A 22,253-nucleotide genomic window follows, 5' to 3' on the forward strand; every position below is an offset into this window, starting at 1 on the left:
TGGCGGTCCTCCGGGGCTGGGTGTCCGGACTGCTGCGCTTTACGTCCGGACACCCAGCCCCTCCGGCCCGCCCCCTCCCGTTGGGGGTGGGAGAAGACCGTGGGGGTGGACGTCAGCCTTCGGGCGCGCGCGGTCGACGAATCAGGCCCGCCCCCACCGGCCTCTTCACCATCCACCCACGGGAGGGGACAGACCGTAGGACGGAGTCCGTAGGGCTGTCACCGCACCCGACACACAAACGCCCGCCGCTGGGGGTACCTCCCACGCCCTTTAGGCAGTGGGGGAGCAACGGCGAGACACCACCATGGCGCCGCAGCCGACAACGTGGGAAGCAGGCCAAGCGCAGCGAACCGGCGAAAGGGATGAAGACATGGCAAGGTCGGTTCCGTGAGTACCGACAACCCCACTCAGCCCGCGCCACAGGCGGCGGGCGTGCGGCTGGCGGCCGGGGCCGCCGAAGTGACCGTTCATCCGGACAACGGCTGCCGCATCGGCAGCCTCCGTGTGGGCGGTACGGAGCTGCTGCGGCAGGGCGACCACTACGGCTGCTTCCCCATGGTCCCGTGGTGCGGCCGGATCGAGAACGGTCGGTTCCGCAACGGCGGGGAGCTGCACCAGATGCCGGTCAACGCCGCACCGCACGCCATCCACGGCACCGGCCGCAACCTCCGCTGGCGCACCGCGCGTTCGAGCGCGACGCAGGCGGTCTTCATCTACGACCTCGCGGACCCGGCCGCTCCGTGGCCGTACCCGGGGCAGGTCACCCAGATCGTCGAACTGGCCGAGGACGGCGGTTCGCTCACCCTCACCATGGGCGTCGAGGCGGCCGCCGACTCCTTCCCGGCGCAGGCCGGCTGGCACCCATGGTTCCGGCGGAATCTGGGCGAGGGCGGCGAGGACGCGCAGCTCGACTTCGCACCGGAGTGGCAGGAGGAGCGGGGCGCCGACCATCTGCCGACCGGGCGGCGGATCATGCCGCAGCCGGGGCCCTGGGACGACTGCTTCGGTATGCCGCGGGGCGTCGACGTCACCCTCACCTGGCCGGGCCGTCTGGAGCTGAGGGTCACCAGCCGCGCCGAGTGGGTCGTGATCTACGACGAGCAGGAGGCCGCGGTCTGCGTCGAGCCGCAGTCCGGGCCGCCGAACGGTCTCAACACGATGCCGTGGCTGGTCACCCCCATCGATCCGCTGGAGATCTCGACGACCTGGAGCTGGCGGAGCCTGTCCTCGGGCACCGCCTAAGCTCATGGGCATGAGTGACGACGTGCGCGGCGAGCTGCTGCAGCAGATCAAGGACAAGGCCGTGGTGCACGGCAAGGTGACGCTTTCCTCCGGCAAGGAGGCCGACTACTACATCGACCTGCGCCGGATCACCCTGGACGGCGAGGCCGCGCCGCTGGTCGGGCAGCTGATGCTGGACATCACCGCCGACCTTGACTACGACGCGGTGGGCGGGCTGACGCTCGGTGCCGACCCGGTCGCCACCTCGATGCTGCACGCCTCCGCCGCCCGCGGCCGCCGGCTGGACTCCTTCGTCGTCCGCAAGGCGCAGAAGGCGCACGGTATGCAGCGCCGTATCGAGGGCCCGGACATCAAGGGCCGCCGGGTTCTGGTCGTGGAGGACACCTCCACCACGGGCGGCTCGCCGCTGACCGCCGTCGAGGCGGCGCGTGAGGCGGGTGCCGAGGTCGTCGCGGTCGCGACGATCGTCGACCGTGGCGCCGCCTCGGCGATCGCCGAGGCCGGGCTGCCCTATATCACGGGCTACCAGCTCGGTGACCTCGGCCTGGCCTGAGGTCGGCCAAAGGACCGCGAGAGCTGGTGCATGCCGCTCTGACCTGCGCCTTTGCTAAGGGGTGCGGTGTTTCACGTGAAACACCGCACCCCTTTCGCATGACGGCCGGATGGGCGATGTGGAGCAGTCGGCCGAGTCTGGAAAGATGTGGCCCGGCGAAGTCCTCGCCTGGTCAGGGCCAAGAACGCACACCCGCATACACAAGGAGCGGACAGATGCCCATCGCAACCCCCGACGTCTACAACGAGATGCTGGACCGGGCGAAGGCCGGCAAGTTCGCCTACCCGGCCATCAACGTCACGTCGACGCAGACGCTGCACGCCGCGCTGCGGGGCTTCGCCGAGGCCGAGAGCGACGGCATCATCCAGATCTCCACCGGTGGTGCGGAGTTCCTGGGCGGCCAGTACAACAAGGACATGGTGACCGGCGCCGTCGCGCTCGCCGAGTTCGCGCACGTCGTCGCGGCCAAGTACGACATCACCGTCGCGCTGCACACCGACCACTGCCCCAAGGACAAGCTGGACGGGTACGTCCGCCCGCTGATCGACATCTCCGCGGAGCGGGTGGCCAAGGGCCAGAACCCGCTGTTCCAGTCGCACATGTGGGACGGCTCGGCCGAGAACCTGGCCGACAACCTGGCCATCGGCCAGGAGCTGCTCGCCAAGGCCGCCGCCGCCAAGATCATCCTTGAGGTCGAGATCACCCCGACCGGTGGCGAGGAGGACGGCGTCACCCACGAGATCAACGACGAGCTGTACACCACGGTCGACGACGCGCTGCGTACCGCCGAGGCGCTCGGTCTGGGCGAGAAGGGCCGCTACCTGCTCGCCGCCTCCTTCGGCAACGTCCACGGCGTCTACAAGCCGGGCAACGTCGTGCTCCGCCCCGAGCTGCTGAAGGACCTCCAGGAGGGCGTCGGCGCCAAGTACGGCAAGGCCGCCCCGTTCGACTTCGTCTTCCACGGCGGCTCCGGCTCCACCGAGCAGGAGATCGCCACCGCGCTGGAGAACGGCGTGGTCAAGATGAACCTGGACACCGACACCCAGTACGCCTTCTCCCGCCCGGTCGCGGACCACATGTTCCGCAACTACGACGGCGTGCTGAAGGTCGACGGCGAGGTCGGCAACAAGAAGACCTACGACCCGCGCAGCTGGGGCAAGCTGGCCGAGGCCGGTATGGCCAAGCGCGTCACCGAGGCCTGCGCGAACCTGCGCTCCACGGGCACCAAGATCAAGTAGTCCCGTACGGCTCGAAGGCCCCGCATCTCGGGTGAGGTGCGGGGCCTTCGCCGTGCGCGGCTCCCCGCCGACGGGCAAGCTCGCCCTATGAGCGAACGGCAGGAGCCCCAGGTTCCCGGCGAGGTCCGGCTGGCCTCGGCGCGGGGCCGGTGGGTGCTGACCACGGCCGTGCTGGGCTCCGGCATGGCGCTGCTCGACAGCACGGTCGTCAATGTCGCGCTGCCGAGGATCGGCGAGGACCTCGACGCGGATCTGGCGGTCCTGCAGTGGACCGTGACCGCGTACCTGCTCACGCTCTCCTCGCTGATCCTGCTGGGCGGGGCGCTGGGCGACCGCTACGGGCGGCGCCGGATCTTCGTGATCGGTGTGGTCTGGTTCGCCGCGGCCTCGCTGCTGTGCGGCCTCGCGCCGGGCGCCGGGGTGCTGATCGCGGCCCGGGCGCTGCAGGGCGTCGGCGGGGCGCTGCTCACCCCCGGCTCGCTGGCGCTGATCCAGGCCGTCTTCCACCCCGACGACCGGGCCCGGGGCGTCGGCGCCTGGTCGGGGCTGGGCGGGGTGGCGGCGGCGGTCGGCCCGTTCGTCGGCGGCTGGCTGGTGGACGGCCCCGGCTGGCGCTGGGTGTTCTTCCTGAACGTGCCGATCGCGGCGGTGTGTGTGCCGGTGGCGCTGCGGCACGTACCGGAGACCCGGGAGCGGGACGCCCGCGCACGCGGCGGCTTCGACGTACGGGGCGCGGTGCTGGGCGCGTTGTCGCTGGCCGGGGTGACCTATGCGCTGATCACCGCGCCGGACCGGGGCGCCGCGCCGGGCGTGCTGGTGCCCGCGGTGGCCGGGGTGCTGCTCGGGGTGGGCTTCGTGCGCGTCGAAGGGCGCCAGGCCGACCCGATGCTGCCGCCCGCGATCTTCCGTATCCGGCTGTTCTCCGCCATCAACGCGGTGACGGTGTGCGTCTACGCCGCGTTCAGCGGCTTCTTCTTCCTCTCCGTGCTCCAGCTCCAGGTCGTGGCGGGCTATTCGGCGTTGCAGGCGGGTACCGCGCTGCTGCCGACGACCGTGCTGATGCTGCTGCTGTCCGCCCGTTCCGGGGAGCTGGGGCAGCGCATCGGGCCGCGGATCCCGTTGACCGTCGGCCCGGTGCTCTGCGCCGCCGGGATGCTGCTGATGCTGCGGGTGGGCCGCGAGGCGTCGTACTTCGCCGATGTGCTGCCCGCGATGGTGGTGCTCGGCGCGGGGATGGTGACGCTGGTCGCGCCGCTCACCGCGACCGTGCTGGCCTCGGTGGACGTGGACCGGGCGGGCCTGGCCAGCGGTATCAACAACGCGGCGGCGCGGGCCGCGGGCCTGATGGCGGTGGCCGCGCTGCCGCTGCTCGCGGGCATGGGCCCGGAGGCGTACCGCTCGGCGGACGAGTTCGCGGCGACGTTCCGGCGCGCGATGCCGCTGTGCGCCGGCGTGCTGGTGGTCGGCGCACTGATCGCCTGGTCGACGGTCCGCCCCGCGGTCCTCCGGGGGCCTGAGCCGCCCCCGGAGAAGCGGTGCCATCCCGAGTGCGCCTACCACTGCGGGGTGAGCGCCCCGCCCCTCGATCCTGGCGATCCCGGCCGCTAGGCGCTCGGCGCTTGGCCTGCCTCCCACGTTTTCGGCTTTCCCGCCGTGGTGGTTGTTCGCCGTGGCGCCTGGCGGCGGGCGGTTGTTTGTCGGGTGCGGTGACAGCCCTACGGACTTCGTCCTACGGTCTGTCCCCTCCCGTGGGTGGATGGTGAAGAGGCCGGTGGGGGCGGGCCTGATCTGTCGACCGCGCGCGCCCGAAGGCTGACGTCCACCCCCACGGTTTTTTCCCACCCTCAACGGGAGGGGGCGGGCCGGAGGGGCTGGGTGTCCGGACGTAAAGCGCAGCAGTCCGGACACCCAGCCCCGGAGGACCGCCACCGGCACCCGAACAGCCCCGCGCAGCGGCCCCGCCCGCCGCTGGGGGTACCTCCCACGCCCTTTAGGCAGTGGGGGAGCAACGGCGAGAAGCTCTCACGGCGGGAAAGCCGAAAACGTGGGAGGCGGGCCAAGCGCAGCGAAACGCGATACTGGACCCATGGCCATTCACGAGAACCTGCTCGGGGGACCGCCCCCGACCCATCTGCCCGACGACCCGGAGCCCCGCGATCTGCTCGCCGCGGGCACCGCGCCGTCCGATGTCGCCGCGAAGTACCCGACCTCCTGCCTGGCCTGGGCGCAGCTCGCGGACGACGCCTTCGAGCAAGGCCGGGTCGTCGAGTCGTACGCCTACGCCCGCACCGGCTACCACCGCGGCCTGGACGCGTTGCGCCGGGCCGGCTGGAAGGGCCACGGCCCGGTGCCCTTCGAGCACGAGCCCAACCGCGGCTTCCTGCGTGCCCTGCACGCCCTGGCCCGCGCCGCCCAGGCGATCGGGGAGCAGGACGAGTACGAGCGCTGCACGACCTTCCTGCGCGACTCCTCGCCGACCGCGGCCGACACCCTCTCCTGAGCCGTGAACGGGCCCGCCTGGCTCTCTGACCAGGCGGGCCTTGCCATCTGCGGGGACCATTGCGGAAGATGCCCGGTGGGGACCGGGGCCCCCGTGCCGGCATGGCAGGGGCGGACCGCTACCCGGAGTACGTTTCGAGGAGACAGCGATGTCCCACGAGGTAACCGGCGGGGCTCAGGAGTCTGAGACCCCGAACCTCGACTTCGCAGGTACCACCCCGTACGAGGACTACGTCCAGGCGGACGTTCTCACCCACCTCCAGCACCCGCTCTCCGACGACCCCGGCGAGATGGTCTTCCTGGTCACCACACAGGTCATGGAGCTGTGGTTCACCGTCATCGTCCATGAGTGGCAGACCGCCGCCGCGGCGCTGCGCCGCGACGACCTGACGGTGGCCATGGACGCGCTGCGCCGCTCCGGCTACGAGCTGGAGGCGCTCAACGCCGCCTGGAAGCCGCTCGCGAAGCTGACCCCGGCGCAGTTCAACGCCTACCGCAGTGCGCTCGGCGAGGGCAGCGGGTTCCAGTCCGCGATGTACCGGCGGATGGAGTTCCTGCTCGGGGAGAAGTCCTCGTCCATGCTGGTGCCGCACCGCGGCGCGCCCCGGGTCCACGCCGAGCTGGAGAAGGCCCTCCAGGAGCCGAGCCTGTGGGACGAGGTGCTGCGGCTGCTCGCCCGCCGCGGCCATGCCCTCCCCGACGCCGTACTGCGGCGGGACCCGTCGCAGCGCTACGAGCCGGACCCGGCCGTCGAGGCGGCCTGGGCCGCGATCTACGCCGGTCCGCAGGAGTCGGAGCTGGTCCGGCTCGGCGAGGCGCTGACCGAGGTCGGCGAGCTGGTGTGGCGCTGGCGCAACGACCATCTCGTCGCGACCCGGCGGGCGATGGGGGCGAAGATGGGAACAGGCGGTTCCGCGGGTGTGGCCTGGTTGGAGAAGCGGGCCCGCAAGAACGTCTTCCCCGAGCTGTGGACGGCGCGCAGCCATGTCTGAGACCTACCGACCCCCCGGCAGCACCGACGTCTCCGAGTCCGCCGGCGAGCGGGAAGCGGCCGTCCGCGCGCGGCAGTTGGACGCGGCCGATCCGCTCGCCGCGATCCGCGACCGCTTCACCCTCGACGACACCGTCTACCTCGACGGCAACTCCCTCGGGGCGCTGCCCCGCGCGGTGCCCGGCCGGATAGCCGAGGTCATCGAGCGCGAGTGGGGCGAGCTGCGCATCCGCTCCTGGACGGAGTCCGGCTGGTGGACCGCGCCCGAGCGGATCGGCGACAAGATCGCCCCGCTGATCGGGGCGGCTCCCGGCCGGGTGGTGGTCGGCGACTCGACCAGCGTCAACATCTTCAAGGCCGTGGTCGGCGGCGTCCGGATGGCCGGGAAGGGCTGCACGGAGATCCTGGTCGACGCCGCGACCTTCCCGACCGACGGCTATATCGCCCGGTCCGCGGCCCGGATGACCGGCCTCGCGGTGCGGCCCGTGGAGCCCTCGCGGATCGCCGACGAGGTCACCGAGCGGACCGCGCTGGCGCTGGTCAACCACGTCGACTACCGCACCGGCGAGCTCAACGACCTGCCCGGCATCACCCACGCGCTGCACTCCGCGGGCGCGCTCGCCGTCTGGGACCTGTGCCACAGCGCCGGCGCCCTGCCGGTCGGCCTCGACGCGCACCACGTCGACCTCGCCGTCGGCTGCACGTACAAGTACCTCAACGGCGGCCCGGGGTCGCCCGCGTACCTCTACGTCCGCGAGAGCCTCCAGGAGCGGTTCGAATCGCCGCTGCCGGGCTGGAACTCGCACGCCGACCCGTTCGCCATGGACCCCGCCTACACCCCGGCGGACGGCGCGGTGCGCGGCCGGGTCGGCACCCCCGACATCCTGTCGCTGCTCGCGCTGGAGGCGGCGCTGGAGGTCTGGGACGGCGTCGCCATCGAGGACGTCCGTACCAAGAGCCTCGCCCTGACGGACTTCTTCCTGGAGTGCGTCGGCGCCTACGTACCAGCGGGCCGGGTCCGGTCGGTGACACCGGCGGACCACCAGCGGCGCGGCAGCCAGGTGTCGCTGGCGTGCTCGGGTGCCGGCGTGGTGATGGAGGAGCTGATCCGGCGCGGGGTGGTCGGCGACTTCCGCCGGCCGGACGTGCTGCGCTTCGGCTTCACCCCGCTCTACACCTCCTTCGCGGAGGCGGAGCGGGCGGCGTGGACGCTCGGCGAGGTGCTGGGGGCGCTGCCCGAAGGGGAGCCGGGAGCGGCCGGGTGAGCGTGACGGACGAGGAGACGGCGCTGCTGGGGCTCGCCCCGGTGGCGCCGGACCGCACGGTGGCGTACGGGCCGCATCCGGACCAGATCGTCGACCTCTACGAGCCGCGGGCGGGCGCGGACGCTCCCTCGGGGGCGCCCGGTCCGCTGGTGCTGCTCCTGCACGGCGGGTTCTGGCGCGCGGCCTACGACCGGCGCCATCTGTCACCGCTCGCCGCCGAGCTGGCCGGGCGGGGGCTGCCGGTGGCGCTCGCGGAGTACCGCAGGGTCGGTGCCGGGGGCGGTGCGCCGCAGACGTTCGAGGACGTCGCGGCGGCCGTCGAGGCGGCGGTGCACGAGGTCCCGGGCACCGGGGGCGTGGTCCTCGTGGGGCACTCCGCGGGCGGCCATCTCGCGCTGCTGGCCGCCGCCCGCCCCGGCACCCCCGTGACCCGGGTGATCGCCGTCTCGCCGGTCGCCGATCTCGCCCACGCCCATGAGCTGCGGCTGAGCAACGGCGCGGTCGCCGAACTGCTGGGCGCGGGCCCCGGGCTCCCGGAGCGGCTGGCCGCCGCGGACCCGGCCCGCCGCCCGCCGCCGGGCGTCCCGGTCACGATCCTGCACGGCGCCGACGACGACGATGTCCCGCTCGGCGTCTCCCAGCGCTACGCGGCGGCGCACCCCGACGGTACGGACCTGCGCGAGCTGCCCGGCGTGGGCCACTACGCGCCGGTCACGCCCGGCACGCCCAGCTGCCGCCTGCTGGTCGCGCTGTTGTGACCGACGAGTAGTACTTGAGACGGACCCTGGGAGATCCCCATTGGTGGGGACGCCCGGGGGCCGGTCTCTGCTTACCGTTGTCAGCGTGAACGAGAAGACCCAGACGCAGAGCACCCTGCGCTCCGAGGCACGGATGGCTCATGGCGCGCTGCACCGGCTGCGCCAGGACCTGTTCGTCGACGCCTTCGCCTTCCGCCCGATGCCGCCGCTGGAGGACGCCAAGGTGTCCCGGTGGGTGCCCTGGCTGCCCGAGCGGATACGGCACTGGGCGCGCTGGCTGCCGCACTTCATCGTGGGCGGCTTCGCGGCGCTGGTCTTCCTGGCGACCTTCACCATGAGCTACGGCGCCGGCCCGGTGCGGGGCCTGCTGGCGGCGGGCTACTGCCTGCTGGTGGCCGCCCCGCCCGCGCTGACGCTCTTCCGCCCGGTGGGTGCCTACTGGATCTCGCTGTTCGCGGTGGTCGCGGGGTGGTTCGTCACCTCGGCCTTCTCCCCGTACGGCAGTCCTTTCGGGGACGCGGCCTTCCCCACCCACCTGGCCGTGATGACCCTCGTGGTGCTGCGGACCCGGCCGCGGCTGGCGGTGGAGATGTGGCTGGTCACCTTCGGTGTGACCGGAGTGCTGTCGGTGTTCAGCGGAAGCGGTGCGGGCGATGTGCCGCCGGTGGCGTTCTTCTCCGGCCTGGTGCTGATCGCCGCCGCGGCGGTGCGGGCCTGGCGCGAGGAGCGCCGGCAGGTCGTCGAGACCCAGACCGCCACCGCCGAGGAGCGGTCCCGGCGCACCCTCCTGGAGGAGCGCGCCACCATCGCCCGCGAGCTGCACGATGTGGTCGCGCACCACATGTCCGTGATCGCCATCCAGGCCGAGGCCGCCCCGTACCGCGTCGAGAACACCCCGCCGGAGCTGGCCACGTCCTTCGCCACGATCCGGGAGAACGCCGTCGCCGCGCTCACCGAACTCCGCCGCATCCTGGGCGTGGTGCGCTCCGAGGACCCGGACGCCTTCGCCGAGAGCACCCCCGAAGCCCCGCAGCCGACGCTGGCCAGCCTCGACTCGCTGCTCGACAGCGTCCGCAGCACGGGACTGGACGTGGAGGCCGTGATCACCGGCTCGCCCCGGCCGCTGCCGCAGGGCGTGGAGCTCTCCGCGTACCGGATCGTCCAGGAGGCCCTGAGCAACGCGCTGCGGCACTCGCCGGGCGCCGACGCCCGGGTGGAGATCTCCTACGTCCTGGGCGGGATCGGCCTGCGGATCGTCAACGGCGCCCCGAGCCGGCTGGCCAAGCCGTCGCCGGGCGCGGGGCACGGCGTGCTGGGCATGCGTGAGCGGGTACAAATGCTGGGCGGCGAGATGACCGCAGACCACACCGAGGACGGCGGCTTCGAGGTCGCCGCGTTCATCCCGGTGTCGAGCGCGGCGGGGGAGACCACGCCCAAGGGGAGCGGCGCATGATCCGGGTACTGATCGTCGACGACCAGGTGATGGTCCGCGAGGGCTTCTCCGTCCTGCTCAACGCCATGCCGGACATCGAGGTCGTCGGCGAGGCGGTCGACGGGCGCCAGGCGGTGCGCAAGGTCGCCGTCCTCAAGCCCGATGTCGTCCTGATGGACATCCGTATGCCGGAGATGAACGGCCTGGAGGCGACCCGCGAGATCGTCGCCGCCAACGCGGACGCCAAGGTCCTGGTGCTGACCACCTTCGACCTCGACGAGTACGTCTACCAGGCGCTGCGCGCCGGAGCCAGCGGCTTCCTGCTCAAGGACGCCTCGGCCGGCCAGCTCGCCGAGGGCGTGCGCATCGTCGCCTCCGGGGAGGCGCTGCTCGCCCCGACCGTGACCAAGCGCCTGATCTCCGAGTTCTCCCGCCTGGGCACCCCGCGTGCCCCCGCCCAGGAGCGCATCGCCGATCTCACCGAGCGGGAGACGGAGGTGCTGGTGCTGGTGGCCCAGGGCCTGTCGAACGGTGAGATCGCCGAGCATCTCGTCGTCGCCGAATCCACGGTCAAGACGCATGTCAGCCGCATCCTGGTGAAGCTGGGGCTGCGCGACCGCACGCAGGCGGCGGTGTTCGCGTACGAGGCGCGACTGGTGACGCCCGGGGGTTGACCGTCGGCCGTCCACAGGCTGTGGACGAGCGAGTGCGCCGCCGGAGTCCGCTACGGCTCCGGCGGCGCACGGATGTGGGGGCGGCGGTTTCACGTGAAACCGCCGCCCGGGGCTCAGCCGATGTCGCGCCGGCGGAAACCGGCGAGGCCGACGGCGGTGAAGACGGCGGTCAGGCCCAGGAGCCAGAGGAACGGGGCCGCGGTGGCCTCGGCCCCCGGGAGCTTGGGCAGATGGCCGTACGGCGAGAGGTCCATGGCCCACTGGGGGAACGTGAGGCTGGGCCCGATCCACCCGATCGCCAGGCAGCCGCCCACCGCGGCCCAGACGGCGGTGGTGGCCTTGGGCAGCACCCCGAAGACCAGGACCGCCAGGCCGGCGAGCGTCCAGACGGCCGGGACCTGTGCGAGCGCGGCGGCCAGCACCGGGCCCAGGTGGCCGCCGGCATCGCCGACCGAGAGGCCGTACGACAGGCCCAGGGCCAGGCCGCCGGACGCCAGGATGACGGCGGTGCCCGCGAAGGCGACGGCCAGATGGCCGGCGGCCCAGCGGAGCCGGCCCACCGCTCCGGCCAGCACGGGCTCCGCGCGCTCACCGGTCTCCTCGCCGCGCAGCCGGAGCACCGCGCCGACCGCGTAGATCGCCGCGACCATGCCGAGCATGCCCAGCATCGTGGCCAGGAAGGCGTCGGTCAGCCCCTGCTGCCCGCCCATCCGCTCGAAGATCTCCCGCGTCTGCCGGTTGTCGCCGACCAGATCGGAGGCGCCCTTGGCGATGCCGCCGAAGATCCCGCCGGCGCACAGGAAGCCGAGCGTCCAGCCCAGCAGGGTGGTGTGCTGCAGCCGCCAGGCCAGGCCGAAGGGGCCGCTCAGGGAGCGCGGTGCGGAGGCCGGTCCGGGGCGGGCGGGCAGAAAGCTCATGCCGATGTCGCGGCGGGCGGTCAGGGCGTAGGCGGCAGCCACCGCCAGCGCGGTCGCCGCGACGAACGGCAGCAGCACCCACCAGCGCTCCGAGGCGTACGGGCGGAGGTTCTCCGACCAGCCGATCGGAGAGATCCAGGTGAGCGGGGAGGTGGCGTCGGCGGTGGCGGCGTCGCCCGCGGCGCGCAGCGCGAAGGCGAGTCCGAGGACCGCACCGGTCAGCCCCTTGGCCATCCGGGCGCTCTCGGTGAGCTGGGCCGCGATGGCGGCCAGGCCGGCGAAGAGCATGCCGGTGCAGCCGACGGCCAGACCCAGCGCCAGCGAACCGGCGGCCGGCCGACCGGACTTGGCCAGGCCGCCGGCGATCAGTACGGCGAGTACGGCGTTGGCGAGCAGCGCCGACAGCAGGGCCGCGGTCAGCGGTGCGCGGCGGCCCACCACGGCGGCGGAGAGCAGCTCCTGACGGCCCGTCTCCTCCTCCTCGCGGGTGTGCCGGACGACGATCAGCAGGCTCATCACCGCGGCGAGGACGGCGCCGAAGCCGGCCATCCGCCAGGCGATCAGGCCGCCGACGGAGTCGCTGAAGACCGGTCCGTACAGCGCCCGCATCGAGCCGTTGGCGTTCATCGAGCCGGCCAGCTCGACGCGTTTGGCGGCGGTGTCGTAGAGCGCTTCGAAGGACGCCCCCATGGAGGCGACGGCGACGCCCAGCGCCAGCACCCAGGCCGGGATCAGCACCCGGTCGCGGCGCAGCGCGAGGCGCAACAGGGCGCCGGTGCCCGCCAGATGGCGGGCGCGTGCCGGGCGGGCGGAGAGGTGTGCGGCCGCGGCGGTCATCGTGCGACCGCCCCTTCGGCAGCGGCCTCGCCGTGCCCGTCGTCCTGGTAGTGCCGCAGGAAGAGCTCTTCCAGGGTGGGCGGGGTGCTGGTCAGGCTGCGGACGCCGGAGGCGCCGAGCGAGCGCAGTACGGCGTCGAGCTTGTCGGTGTCGACCTGGAGCCGGACGCGGTGCGCCCGCCCCTGCTCGATCGGCTGGGTGGCGAGGCCGTGCACGCCGGGGAGCGCGGCCAGCCCGTTGGGCGGGCCCGCGAGTTCGGCGACGACCGAGGTGCGGGTCAGATGCCGCAGCTCGCCCAGGGAGCCGGATTCCACGGTCCGCCCCTTGCGGATGATGCTGACGCGGTCGCAGAGCGCCTCGACCTCGGACAGCACATGGCTGGAGAGCAGGACCGTACGGCCGCGGTCGCGCTCCTCGGCGACGCAGTCCTGGAAGACCCCCTCCATCAGCGGGTCCAGCCCGGAGGTCGGCTCGTCGAGGATCAGCAGATCGACGTCCGAGGCGAACGCGGCGACCAGGGCGACCTTCTGGCGGTTGCCCTTGGAGTACGTCCGCCCCTTCTTGGTGGGGTCGAGTTCGAACCGCTCCAGGAGCGCGGCCCGCCGCGTGGTGTCCAGCCCCCCGCGCAGCCGCCCGTAGAGGTCGATGACCTCACCGCCGGAGAGGTTGCGCCACAGGGTGACATCACCGGGGACGTAGGCGATGCGGCGGTGCAGTGCGACGGCGTCGTGCCAGGGGTCCTCGCCCAGGAGCCGGGCGGTGCCGCCGTCGGCGCGCAGCAGGCCGAGCAGGACGCGGATCGTGGTGGACTTCCCGGCGCCGTTGGGGCCGAGGAAGCCGTGTACCTCGCCGGCCCCGACGCGGAGGTCGAGGCCGTCCAGTGCGCGGGTCCGCCCGAACGACTTGTGGAGGCCGTCCACCCGGATGGCGGGAGCGGGAGCGATTGCCGTGGTCATGCTTTGGAAGCTACGCTAGTTTCACAAATTTGTGAAGTTAAGAAACCGTATAAAGTCGGGGGTGCGGGTCTGATCAGGGGAGATGATGCGGATATGAGTGAGCAGCGACAGCAGAGCGACGACGGACGCACCCAGGAGGCGGTCTCGCTGTTCGTCGAGCGCTTCGCGGCGCAGCTGGTCGAGGCGGGCATGGCGCGGATGCCCGCCCGGGTCTTCGCCTGCCTGCTCTCCTCGGACTCCGGCGTGCTGACCTCGGCCGAGCTGGGCGAGCGCCTCCAGATCAGCCCCGCCGCAGTCTCCGGCGCGGTCCGCTACCTCTCCCAGGTCGACATGGTCAGCCGGGAGCGCGAGCCCGGCTCCCGCCGCGACCGCTACCGCGTCCACAGCGACCAGTGGTACGAGGCGCTGGCGCGCCGGGAGAACGTCCTCACCCGCTGGGAGGGCACCCTGCGCGACGGCGTCGACAGCCTCGGCGCGACCACCCCGGCCGGCCGCCGGCTCAACGAGACCGTCGTCTTCTTCGAGTTCCTCCAGAAGGAGCTGCCCGTCATGCTGGAGCGCTGGCGCGAGCACCGCGACGAGCTGCGCAGCCGGTACGAGGACTAGGGCCTGTCCGATGGGGTGCCTTCACCGGCCCCCGTCGGCCGCGGTCCTCACCCGTTCCGCGGGAGCTGGAGCCGCCAGGCCCCCTGCTGCACGGTCCAGGTCCGGGTTCTGACCGGGCCGCCGACCACCGCGTCCGCCCGGTAGTGGAAATCCGCGCCGGAGACCGTCACCGCCCGCGCCCTGGCCCGTACCGGCCGTCCCTCGTCCGGCCAGTGCACCACGACCTCCGCCAGCGCCGGGCCGCCGTCGGCCCGGCCGTACCGCGCCCCGGCCTGGGCGCCCGGGACCACCGACACCCCGCGCACCGGCCGGTCCAGATCCGCCAGCACCACCCCGTCCGCCTCGATCCGCAGCCGCTGGCCCGGCACCCGGGCGCGCCGTCCGCCCAGGCCCGCCGCCGGCGCCAGCAGCGACAGCGCCGTACGGGCGGTCCGCGCGGCCGGACCCCACCAGGGCCGATGCTCCTCCGGGCGCCCGGCCCCGCTCGGGCGCGCGGACTCCCAGCACCCGTCCGCCGGCCCGCCCCGGGCGGCTTCCGGGCCCGTCGGGTCGGCCGGGGCCGCCGCGCCGGGCACGAACGCCCCGGGACGCCCGTGCCGGGCACCGCTGCCGCCGCCGGCGTCGCTTCCGCACGGGATGCGCAGCCCGCCCAGCACGATGCCGTCGCTGTCGTCCGTGAGCAGGTCCATCGGCCGCTCCCCGCCGTCCAGGACGGCCCGGGCGGCGGCGACGGTGTCCGTGGGCACGCCCAGGGTCCGGCTCAGCGTGACGGCGGCCGGCGCCCCGACCGGGACCATCGAGACCGGCACCCCGGCCAGCTCCCGTTCCTTGTGCAGCAGGCCCACGACCCGCAGCAGCGCCCGGTCGTCGCCGATCACCACCGGCCGCCGCTGCCCCCGCCGGGCAAGAATCCGCGCGAATTCCTCCGGCCCCTCGGGCAGGCAGATCTTCGCCCCCGCGCCCGCGCACAGGACGTCCTTCGCGATCCGCACGGATTCCCCGTCGGTACTGCGGGCGACCGGGTCGATGACCACGAGCAGGGGATGCCCCCGAACGGAGTCCACGGGAGAGTGCCCAGAAGGCTGCGCCGACACCTCGGTCCTTCCTCAGGTAGCATCTCGGTGCAAGAGCCCCTTGCGCTATTGCGCCAGGGGCTTCGTCTATTCCGGGGCACCGGTTCGACGGCTCTAGCGATGACGGACGCGTGAACACGCACGCTGACGCCATCCACGCACGTTGGACATGCCCCGCCCGGAAGGGGTGTACGCCTGTGCCCGCACTTGTGCTGCTCGGTGCTCAGTGGGGTGATGAGGGCAAGGGAAAGGCCACCGACCTGCTCGGTGGGTCCGTTGACTATGTGGTGCGCTACCAGGGCGGCAACAACGCCGGCCACACGGTCGTCGTCGGCGACCAGAAGTACGCGCTGCACCTTCTCCCTTCCGGAATCCTCTCGCCGGGGTGCACCCCGGTCATCGGCAACGGCGTCGTCGTCGACCCGGCGGTCCTGCTCTCCGAGCTGAGCGGACTCAACGAGCGCGGCGTCGACACGTCCAAGCTGCTGCTCAGCGGTAACGCGCACCTGATCACCTCGTATCACACGACGCTCGACAAGGTGACGGAACGCTTCCTCGGCAAGCGGAAGATCGGTACCACCGGCCGCGGCATCGGCCCGACCTACGCCGACAAGATCAACCGCGTCGGCATCCGGGTGCAGGACCTCTACGACGAGTCGATCCTGACCCAGAAGGTCGAGGCGGCCCTCGACGTCAAGAACCAGCTGCTGACCAAGCTCTACAACCGCCGCGCCATCGAGGCGCAGCAGGTCGTCGAGGAGCTGCTGGGCTACGCGGACCAGATCAAGGGCTACGTCGCCGACACCACGCTGATCCTCAACAAGGCGCTCGACGACGACAAGGTCGTGCTCTTCGAGGGCGGCCAGGGCACGCTGCTCGACATCGACCACGGCACGTACCCCTTCGTCACGTCCTCGAACCCGACCGCGGGCGGCGCCTGCACGGGTGCCGGCGTCGGTCCCACGAAGATCAACCGCGTCATCGGCATCCTCAAGGCCTACACGACGCGGGTCGGCGCCGGACCGTTCCCGACCGAGCTGTTCGACAAGGACGGCGAGGCGCTGCGCACCATCGGCGGCGAGCGCGGTGTCACCACCGGCCGCGACCGCCGCTGCGGCTGGTTCGACGCGGTCATCGCCCGCTACGCGACCCGGGTCAACGGCCTGACCGACTTCTTCCTCACCAAGCTGGACGTGCTGACCGGCTGGGAGCAGATCCCGGTCTGCGTCGCGTACGAGATCGACGGCAAGCGCGTCGAGGAGCTGCCCTACAGCCAGACCGACTTCCACCACGCGAAGCCGGTCTACGAGATGCTGCCGGGCTGGTCCGAGGACATCAGCAAGGCGAAGACCTTCGCCGACCTGCCGAAGAACGCCCAGGCATACGTCAAGGCGCTGGAGGAGATGTCCGGCGCCCCGATCTCCGCGATCGGCGTCGGCCCCGGCCGCAACGAGACGATCGAGATCAACTCGTTCCTGTCGTAGCACCGTCGGCCCAGGGGCCCGCACACCGTCGTCCGGCGGTGGGCGGGCCCTTGTGCGTACACGCGTGTGATCGAACGAGTGGTCTGCTGGGAAAGGCCACTCCGGCCCCGACTGCGCCTGGCAACACTGGCTTTCGCCCAGAAAGGAGTGCAGCATGACGGTTATGGCCGAGCGCACGTCTCACATGCTGGTGGAGGAGTTCGAGGAGATCGCCTCCGCCGCGCCCGAGACCGTCACGTTGGAGTTCATCAACGGACGGATCGAGGAGAAGCCGGTGCCGGACGGAGATCACGACGCGATCATCATGTGGCTGCTCAGGCAGTGCATGCAGGCCCGCCCGGAGTTGGACCTCTACACAACCAGGGGCCTGAAGGTCGGGGAGTACCGCAAGGGCCGGGCTCGCCCTGATGGCACGCTCGTGCCCGTCGACCACTTCGCCGGCCACGGAGAGTGGGCCAATCCCGATGGTGTGCTGATGACCGTCGAGGTCACGTCGTATGACGGGGACACCGAACGCCGCGATCGGCAGGAGAAACCCGCTGCCTACGCAGCCGCGGGCATCCCCGTCCATCTCCTCGTGGACCGCGACCGCTGTGAGGTCGTCGTACACGACAACCCCGCCCCGGAGAGGGGCTGCTACCTCGTTGTCCATCGGGTGCCCTTCGGCGAGCAGGTCACCCTCCCCGCTCCGGTAGACATCGCCCTCGACACGGAAGCCCTCAAGAACTACGTGCGCTGACGAGGTGTGCCACCGGAACACCGGTCGCGCCGCTACCCGGCCCTGGAGTAGCGGCGTGGCTGTTCACCGCCTCCCAGGAACTCGCGGTGCACGGTCCCGTCGCCCGCCAGGCGGAGGACGGAGCTGCTCTCCGGGGCGCAGCCCGGTGCGGCCGTCCGCTCGACGACCGGCGTCGGCCCGGCGATGTAGCCGGTGGCGACCCAGGGCATCTCGGCCTCGGTGTCCGCGTCCAGCACCGGCACGGGCCCGCGCCGTCACCCCGTCCTGCGGTACGACAGCGCCTTGCCGTCGTCGGAGACCCGGCGCAGCGCCCCGCTCACCATCTCCAGGGTGCTCGGCTTGCCGGGGGTGCAGCTGTCGGACGGACCGGAGACCACGGTGGACGGGCCGAGCCGGACCGGCGGGCCGGTGCTGGTGAGGGTGGCGGTGAACTCGCAGCGGTAGCTGGCACCGGTGGCCGTCATCGTCAGCACGGTGTCGCCGGCCTTGCCCTGGGTGAGGGTGAAGCGCCGGACGTCGGTGCCGGCGTCGTCGACCGTCGTCTCCCAGGTGCCCAGGTAGGCGGTGGGAATCCCGCCGTGCGCGGCGGACTGCGCCGGCCCCGTGGTCGGCCGGCCGCCGTTCCCCTCCGCCGACCGTACGCCGCTGTCCCGGTCGGTCAGCAGCGAGTACGCGGTGGCCGCACCGGCCCCGGCGAGCGCCAGCGCCACCACCGTGAGCAGGGCGGTGCCGATCCGGCGGCGCGGCCGGGGCCGGGGCGCGGCGGGAGCGGGCGGCGGGGCGGCGAAGGCGGGCTGCCACTGGGCGGCGGCCGGGGGGTGGGGCGCCGGGGTGTGCGGAACGGGGCGGGGCGGCGGGGTGCCGCCGGGGGCGGGCGGGACGCTGGTGGGCAGGGCGTGCACACCGGGGTCCGCGGGCGCGGGCCAGGGCACGGGGGCCGGTGCGCCCGACGGGTCCGTCGCGCCGTCCGCCGGCTCCTCCCCGTGCGGGTTCTCCGCCTCCAGCAGCTCCACGGCGTGCCGCCCCAGCCGGGCGGTCAGCGCACCCGGCAGCCACGGCTCCTCGTCCGCGCCCGGCCCGGCGCCGTCCCGCTCCGCCAACTCCACCAGCCGCTCCGGGGTGGGCCGCCGCGCGGGGTCCTTCGCCAGGCAGCCGCTGATCAGCTCGTGCAGCCCCTCGGGCAGCGCGGACAGGTCCGGCTCCTCCTGGGCGACGCGGTACATCAGCGCGTGCGCCGCGCTGTCGGCCGTCCCGAAAGGCTGCCGCCCGGTGGCCGCGTAGGTCAGCACCGACCCGAGGGAGAAGACGTCGCAGGCCGGCGTGAGCGCTTCGCCGCGCACCTGCTCGGGCGCCATGAAACCGGGCGAGCCGACCGCCCCGCCGGTCCGTGTGACGCCGCTGGCGGTGAGCCCCTCCAGCGCCCGCGCGATGCCGAAGTCGATGACCCGGGGCCCGTCGATGGTGATCAGCACGTTGGACGGCTTGAGGTCGCGGTGGACGATGCCGGCGGCGTGGATCGAGCCCAGCGCACGGGCCAGCCCGACCGCCAGGATCCGCACCGTGCGCTCGGGCAGCGGGGTGCCGCTGCCGCCGATGACCTGCTGGAGGGAGAGGCCGGCGAGGTAGCCCGTGGCCAGCCAGGGGGTCTCGGCCTCGGTGTCCGCGTCCAGTACGGGCGCGGTCCACTCCCCGGCGACCTGCTGCGCGGCCCGCACCTCCCGCCGGAAGCGCGCCCGGAACTCCTCCTCGTCGGCCAGCTCCGCGCGCACCAGCTTGACCGCGACGGTACGGCCGCGGTCGGAACGGGCCAGGAACACCCGTCCCATCCCGCCTTCGCCGAGCCGCCCGATCAGGCGGTACTCACCGATCTGCCGCGGATCCCGCGCCCCCAACGGCGCCAGCCCCGCGGGCCGCCCCTCGCGCCCCGGCTGCCCCAGCCGCCCAGCACGTCCCGGCTCTTCCACGATCCGTCGTCCTTCCCCCCGAATTCGCCCTGTGGGCGATCAGGCGCGGGCGCGTTCGCATACGGGTCCCCGCCACCCGCTTCCCTGGTGAGGATATCGAGGGGCCCCGGGCCGCCGGGAGCCCGCGGGCCCCGTCCCGCGGGCGGTCCCGCGCCGCTCGCCCTCGCCGGAGCGCCGGCCGTGCCGTTGCCGCTGGTCGTCCAAGTCGCCGACGCGCCGCGGCTGCTGTCGCGCGCCCGCCGTGCGGTGGCCACTGGGGACGCGTTGCACGCCGACCGGGACGCCCTGCGCGCCGACTTGGCGCGGCGCCCAAGGGAGCCGCTGAGCCGGACGGTGCACACGGTGGATTCCGTCCGGGACGTGATGGTGGCGGATATCTGTTTCCGAGTACCGGAACCTTCCCGGTCCGCCAGGCGTAGAACACCCACGACGGCACCACCCACGACGGCACCACCCAAGACCACGGCACCACCCACGACGGCAACACCCAAGACCACGGCGCCGACCACGCCGTCGCGCGCTCCCCGGTCCCGCACGATCCCCCCGTCACCCGCCTGCCAAGGAGACCGTGTGATCCCCGCCGTACGCGCCCTCGCCCGCGCCGCCATGGCCGCGCGCCCCGTACCGCTCGCCGACGTCCAGGCACGGGCCGAACTCCTCACCCGCTTCGACCGCAGCTACCTGGTACCGGTGGAGGTCTTCGCCGCGTTCGCCGCCGAACTCACCGACCACCGCAGGCCCGGCGGCCCGTTCGCCGCGCTGTGCATCAACGGGCGCCGCTGGTTCCGCTACCACTCCGTCCACTACGACACCCCCGACCTGCGGTCCTTCCACGACCACCGGCAGGGCGGCCGGCTGCGCTACAAGATCCGCGAGCGGCTCTACGAGGACACCGGGGAGCGGCAGTTCGAGATCAAGCTCATGGGGCGGCGCGGCGAGACGGTCAAGCACCGCCGGCCGCTGCTGCCGGGCGACGCGGCCCTCGGCCCGGCCTCGCGCGGCTTCCTGGCCTCCGTACTCGACCGCCGCTACGGCCTCGCGGCCCCCACCGAGCTGGACCGCTCGATCGAGACCGACTACATACGGGCCACCTTCGTCGCGGACGGCCAGCGCATCACCTGCGACGCGGCGCTGGAATGCCGGGACCTGGCCACCGGGCGCACGGTACGGGCCGACGGCGGACTGGTCCTGGTCGGGATCAAGACCGCCGGCCGTCTGACGGCGGTGGACCGGCTGCTGCACGACCACGGCCTGCGGGCCGCCGAATTCACCAAGTACTGCGGCGCGTTGGCGGCGCTGCGCCCGGACCTGTCCGCCACCCACTGGCGGCCGGCGGTCCGCACGGCCTTCCCCGCGGCCGCCTGACGCCGCCCGCCGGTTGGCGCTGTTTGCCCCGACGGCCGGGACCTGGCCGTCGGGGAAGCCGGGCCCGTCGTCCTCGTCGGCGACGGAACCCGCCGTCCGCCGCCCGCCGCCCGCCGCGCTGGAGCTTCCTACAGCAGCGCCGACATTCTGTCCGTGCGGGTGGTGAGTGCCATACAGACTGTCGGTATCGGTCTGCGGAGGCTGATCCTTAGGCTGAGACGCGTACGCCGCGCCCATCCCCCGGCGGACCCGAGCGACCCGATCCGAGGTACTGACCGTGACCACGACGCACTCCGCCGCCGACCCTGCCGCCGGGCGGGCCGTAAAGGCCGACGACCGCGCACACGTCTTCCACTCCTGGTCCGCGCAGGGCCTGATCGACCCGGTGGCGATCGCCGGCGCCGAGGGCTCGTACTTCTGGGACTACGACGGCAACCGCTACCTCGACTTCTCCTCGCAGCTGGTCAACACCAACATCGGCCACCAGCACCCCAAGGTCGTCGCCGCGATCCAGGAGCAGGCCGCGAAGCTGTGCACCATCGCGCCCGGCTTCGCCGTGGACGTCCGCTCCGAGGCCGCCCGGCTGATCGCCGAGCGCACCCCCGGGGACCTCGACAAGATCTTCTTCACCAACGGCGGCGCGGAGGCCGTCGAGAACGCCGTCCGGATGGCCCGCTTGCACACCGGCCGCACCAAGGTCCTGTCGACCTACCGCTCGTACCACGGCGCCACCGCCGCCGCGATCAACCTGACCGGCGACCCGCGCCGCTGGCCCTCCGACACCGCCTCCGCCGGCGTCGTCCACTTCTGGGGCCCGTTCCTCTACCGCTCCCCCTTCCACGCCGAGAGCGAGCAGCAGGAGTGCGAGCGCGCCCTCGCCCACCTGGAACAGACCATCGCCTTCGAGGGCCCGCAGTCGATCGCCGCGATCATCCTGGAGACCGTGCCGGGCACCGCCGGGATCATGGTCCCGCCGGCCGGCTACCTCGCCGGCGTCCGCGAGATCTGCGACCGCTACGGCATCGTCTTCATCCTCGACGAGGTCATGGCGGGCTTCGGGCGCACCGGCCACTGGTTCGCCGCCGACCACTTCGGCGTCACCCCGGACCTGCTGACCTTCGCCAAGGGCGTCAACTCCGGCTACGTCCCGCTGGGCGGCGTGGCGATCAGCGCCGAGATCGCCGCCACCTTCGACCAGCGCCCCTACCCGGGCGGTCTGACGTACTCCGGCCACCCGCTGGCCTGCGCCTCCGCCGTCGCCACCCTCAACGCGATGGCCGAGGAGCGGATCGTGGAGAACGCCGCGGACCTCGGCGAGCGGGTCATCGGCCCGGCCCTGCGCGAGATCGCCGAGCGGCACCCGTCCGTCGGCGAGGTCCGCGGCCTGGGCGTCTTCTGGGCCCTGGACCTGGTCAGGAACAAGGAGACCCGCGAACCGCTGGTGCCCTACAACGCCTCCGGCGCCGCCAACGCTCCGATGGCGGAATTCGCCGCGGCCTGCAAGCGCGGCGGTCTGTGGCCGTTCGTGAACATGAACCGCACCCATGTCGTCCCGGCCTGCACGATCACCGAGGCCGAGGCGAAGGAGGGCCTGAGCGCCCTCGACGAGGCGTTGACCGCGGCGGATGCGCACACTGTCTGAGACGCCCGCGCGGCCCTC

Annotated in this window: 20 protein-coding genes; 15 read left to right on the plus strand and 5 right to left on the minus strand. The window is 73.0% G+C overall.

What is annotated here, in order from left to right:
* The first annotated feature begins 387 nt into the window (after nucleotides 1–387).
* The 10 genes from ACZ4NB_RS05785 to ACZ4NB_RS05830 all read left to right on the plus strand — a co-directional run bounded on the left by ACZ4NB_RS05785 (nucleotide 388) and on the right by ACZ4NB_RS05830 (nucleotide 10,652).
* Nucleotides 388–1,242: an aldose epimerase family protein gene (locus ACZ4NB_RS05785; protein WP_467658544.1), complete on the plus strand. Its 855-nt coding sequence runs from the start codon at nucleotides 388–390 to the stop codon at nucleotides 1,240–1,242.
* A 10-nt stretch (nucleotides 1,243–1,252) separates the two neighbouring features.
* On the plus strand, nucleotides 1,253–1,795 hold the full coding sequence (gene pyrE, locus ACZ4NB_RS05790) for an orotate phosphoribosyltransferase (protein WP_046931064.1): 543 nt from the start codon (nucleotides 1,253–1,255) through the stop codon (nucleotides 1,793–1,795).
* Nucleotides 1,796–2,010: 215 nt separating this feature from the next.
* On the plus strand, nucleotides 2,011–3,033 hold the full coding sequence (gene fbaA, locus ACZ4NB_RS05795; protein WP_467658546.1) for a class II fructose-bisphosphate aldolase: 1,023 nt from the start codon (nucleotides 2,011–2,013) through the stop codon (nucleotides 3,031–3,033).
* 87 nt (nucleotides 3,034–3,120) lie between these two features.
* Complete coding sequence (locus tag ACZ4NB_RS05800; protein WP_467658548.1) at nucleotides 3,121–4,641, plus strand: MFS transporter; 1,521 nt, start codon at nucleotides 3,121–3,123, stop codon at nucleotides 4,639–4,641.
* A 478-nt stretch (nucleotides 4,642–5,119) separates the two neighbouring features.
* A complete protein-coding gene (locus tag ACZ4NB_RS05805) occupies nucleotides 5,120–5,533 on the plus strand; it encodes a DUF3151 domain-containing protein (RefSeq protein ID WP_393485364.1) in 414 nt (137 codons plus the stop codon).
* A gap of 148 nt (nucleotides 5,534–5,681) precedes the next feature.
* Nucleotides 5,682–6,524: a tryptophan 2,3-dioxygenase family protein gene (locus ACZ4NB_RS05810; RefSeq protein WP_467658549.1), complete on the plus strand. Its 843-nt coding sequence runs from the start codon at nucleotides 5,682–5,684 to the stop codon at nucleotides 6,522–6,524.
* Nucleotides 6,517–7,788 (plus strand): kynureninase, encoded by a 1,272-nt coding sequence (kynU, locus tag ACZ4NB_RS05815; protein WP_467658550.1) that lies wholly within the window; start codon nucleotides 6,517–6,519, stop codon nucleotides 7,786–7,788. The genes ACZ4NB_RS05810 and kynU overlap by 8 nt, the downstream gene beginning before the upstream one ends.
* On the plus strand, nucleotides 7,785–8,546 hold the full coding sequence (locus ACZ4NB_RS05820) for an alpha/beta hydrolase (protein ID WP_467658552.1): 762 nt from the start codon (nucleotides 7,785–7,787) through the stop codon (nucleotides 8,544–8,546). Before kynU ends, ACZ4NB_RS05820 begins: the two co-directional genes overlap by 4 nt.
* Nucleotides 8,547–8,679: 133 nt before the next feature.
* Entirely contained in the window at nucleotides 8,680–9,999 is a 1,320-nt protein-coding gene (locus tag ACZ4NB_RS05825; RefSeq protein WP_467658654.1) for a sensor histidine kinase, read from the plus strand.
* Nucleotides 9,996–10,652 (plus strand): response regulator, encoded by a 657-nt coding sequence (locus ACZ4NB_RS05830; RefSeq protein ID WP_393485355.1) that lies wholly within the window; start codon nucleotides 9,996–9,998, stop codon nucleotides 10,650–10,652. The genes ACZ4NB_RS05825 and ACZ4NB_RS05830 overlap by 4 nt, the downstream gene beginning before the upstream one ends.
* 113 nt (nucleotides 10,653–10,765) lie before the next feature.
* On the opposite strand, the gene ACZ4NB_RS05835 is transcribed toward ACZ4NB_RS05830, so the two are convergent.
* Both ACZ4NB_RS05835 and ACZ4NB_RS05840 read right to left on the minus strand, forming a co-directional pair.
* Nucleotides 10,766–12,406: an ABC transporter permease gene (locus ACZ4NB_RS05835; protein ID WP_467658554.1), complete on the minus strand. Its 1,641-nt coding sequence runs from the start codon at nucleotides 12,404–12,406 to the stop codon at nucleotides 10,766–10,768.
* A complete protein-coding gene (locus tag ACZ4NB_RS05840; RefSeq protein WP_467658555.1) occupies nucleotides 12,403–13,362 on the minus strand; it encodes an ABC transporter ATP-binding protein in 960 nt (319 codons plus the stop codon). The genes ACZ4NB_RS05835 and ACZ4NB_RS05840 overlap by 4 nt, the downstream gene beginning before the upstream one ends.
* Before the next feature lie 93 nt (nucleotides 13,363–13,455).
* On the opposite strand from ACZ4NB_RS05840, the gene ACZ4NB_RS05845 reads away from it, so the two are divergent.
* Nucleotides 13,456–13,968, plus strand: a complete 513-nt coding sequence (locus ACZ4NB_RS05845) for a GbsR/MarR family transcriptional regulator (RefSeq protein ID WP_467658556.1) — start codon at nucleotides 13,456–13,458, stop codon at nucleotides 13,966–13,968.
* A gap of 47 nt (nucleotides 13,969–14,015) precedes the next feature.
* On the opposite strand, the gene ACZ4NB_RS05850 is transcribed toward ACZ4NB_RS05845, so the two are convergent.
* A complete protein-coding gene (locus ACZ4NB_RS05850; protein ID WP_467658557.1) occupies nucleotides 14,016–15,032 on the minus strand; it encodes a diacylglycerol kinase catalytic domain-containing protein in 1,017 nt (338 codons plus the stop codon).
* 206 nt (nucleotides 15,033–15,238) lie between these two features.
* Between ACZ4NB_RS05850 and ACZ4NB_RS05855 the strand changes: the two genes are divergently transcribed.
* On the plus strand, nucleotides 15,239–16,525 hold the full coding sequence (locus ACZ4NB_RS05855) for an adenylosuccinate synthase (protein WP_467658559.1): 1,287 nt from the start codon (nucleotides 15,239–15,241) through the stop codon (nucleotides 16,523–16,525).
* A 154-nt stretch (nucleotides 16,526–16,679) separates the two neighbouring features.
* Nucleotides 16,680–17,264 carry a Uma2 family endonuclease gene (locus tag ACZ4NB_RS05860; RefSeq protein WP_467658560.1) on the plus strand — a complete coding sequence of 195 codons (585 nt, stop codon included), beginning with the start codon at nucleotides 16,680–16,682 and terminating at the stop codon, nucleotides 17,262–17,264.
* A gap of 32 nt (nucleotides 17,265–17,296) precedes the next feature.
* On the opposite strand, the gene ACZ4NB_RS05865 is transcribed toward ACZ4NB_RS05860, so the two are convergent.
* Nucleotides 17,297–17,506, minus strand: a complete 210-nt coding sequence (locus ACZ4NB_RS05865; protein WP_467658561.1) for a hypothetical protein — start codon at nucleotides 17,504–17,506, stop codon at nucleotides 17,297–17,299.
* Nucleotides 17,507–17,518: 12 nt separating this feature from the next.
* Nucleotides 17,519–19,165, minus strand: coding sequence for a serine/threonine-protein kinase (locus ACZ4NB_RS05870; protein WP_467658656.1), 1,647 nt, complete (start codon nucleotides 19,163–19,165; stop codon nucleotides 17,519–17,521).
* Nucleotides 19,166–19,798: 633 nt separating this feature from the next.
* Here ACZ4NB_RS05870 and ACZ4NB_RS05875 point away from each other — a divergent pair.
* A complete protein-coding gene (locus ACZ4NB_RS05875; protein ID WP_467658563.1) occupies nucleotides 19,799–20,593 on the plus strand; it encodes a VTC domain-containing protein in 795 nt (264 codons plus the stop codon).
* 277 nt (nucleotides 20,594–20,870) lie between these two features.
* Nucleotides 20,871–22,235 (plus strand): aminotransferase class III-fold pyridoxal phosphate-dependent enzyme, encoded by a 1,365-nt coding sequence (locus tag ACZ4NB_RS05880; protein WP_467658564.1) that lies wholly within the window; start codon nucleotides 20,871–20,873, stop codon nucleotides 22,233–22,235.
* Nucleotides 22,236–22,253: the final 18 nt, after the last annotated feature.

The sequence above is a fragment of the Streptomyces sp. NPDC026575 genome (genome assembly GCF_055567415.1).

Bases quoted from the DNA above. Each gene is read 5' to 3' on its own strand.
- pyrE (WP_046931064.1), top strand. From the start codon at position 1,253: ATGAGTGACGACGTGCGCGGCGAGCTGCTGCAGCAGATCAAGGACAAG.
- fbaA (WP_467658546.1), top strand. From the start codon at position 2,011: ATGCCCATCGCAACCCCCGACGTCTACAACGAGATGCTGGACCGGGCG.
- ACZ4NB_RS05800 (WP_467658548.1), top strand. From the start codon at position 3,121: ATGAGCGAACGGCAGGAGCCCCAGGTTCCCGGCGAGGTCCGGCTGGCC.
- ACZ4NB_RS05805 (WP_393485364.1), top strand. From the start codon at position 5,120: ATGGCCATTCACGAGAACCTGCTCGGGGGACCGCCCCCGACCCATCTG.
- ACZ4NB_RS05810 (WP_467658549.1), top strand. From the start codon at position 5,682: ATGTCCCACGAGGTAACCGGCGGGGCTCAGGAGTCTGAGACCCCGAAC.
- kynU (WP_467658550.1), top strand. From the start codon at position 6,517: ATGTCTGAGACCTACCGACCCCCCGGCAGCACCGACGTCTCCGAGTCC.
- ACZ4NB_RS05825 (WP_467658654.1), top strand. From the start codon at position 8,680: ATGGCTCATGGCGCGCTGCACCGGCTGCGCCAGGACCTGTTCGTCGAC.
- ACZ4NB_RS05830 (WP_393485355.1), top strand. From the start codon at position 9,996: ATGATCCGGGTACTGATCGTCGACGACCAGGTGATGGTCCGCGAGGGC.
- ACZ4NB_RS05835 (WP_467658554.1), bottom strand. From the start codon at position 12,406: ATGACCGCCGCGGCCGCACACCTCTCCGCCCGCCCGGCACGCGCCCGC.
- ACZ4NB_RS05840 (WP_467658555.1), bottom strand. From the start codon at position 13,362: ATGACCACGGCAATCGCTCCCGCTCCCGCCATCCGGGTGGACGGCCTC.
- ACZ4NB_RS05845 (WP_467658556.1), top strand. From the start codon at position 13,456: ATGAGTGAGCAGCGACAGCAGAGCGACGACGGACGCACCCAGGAGGCG.
- ACZ4NB_RS05860 (WP_467658560.1), top strand. From the start codon at position 16,680: ATGACGGTTATGGCCGAGCGCACGTCTCACATGCTGGTGGAGGAGTTC.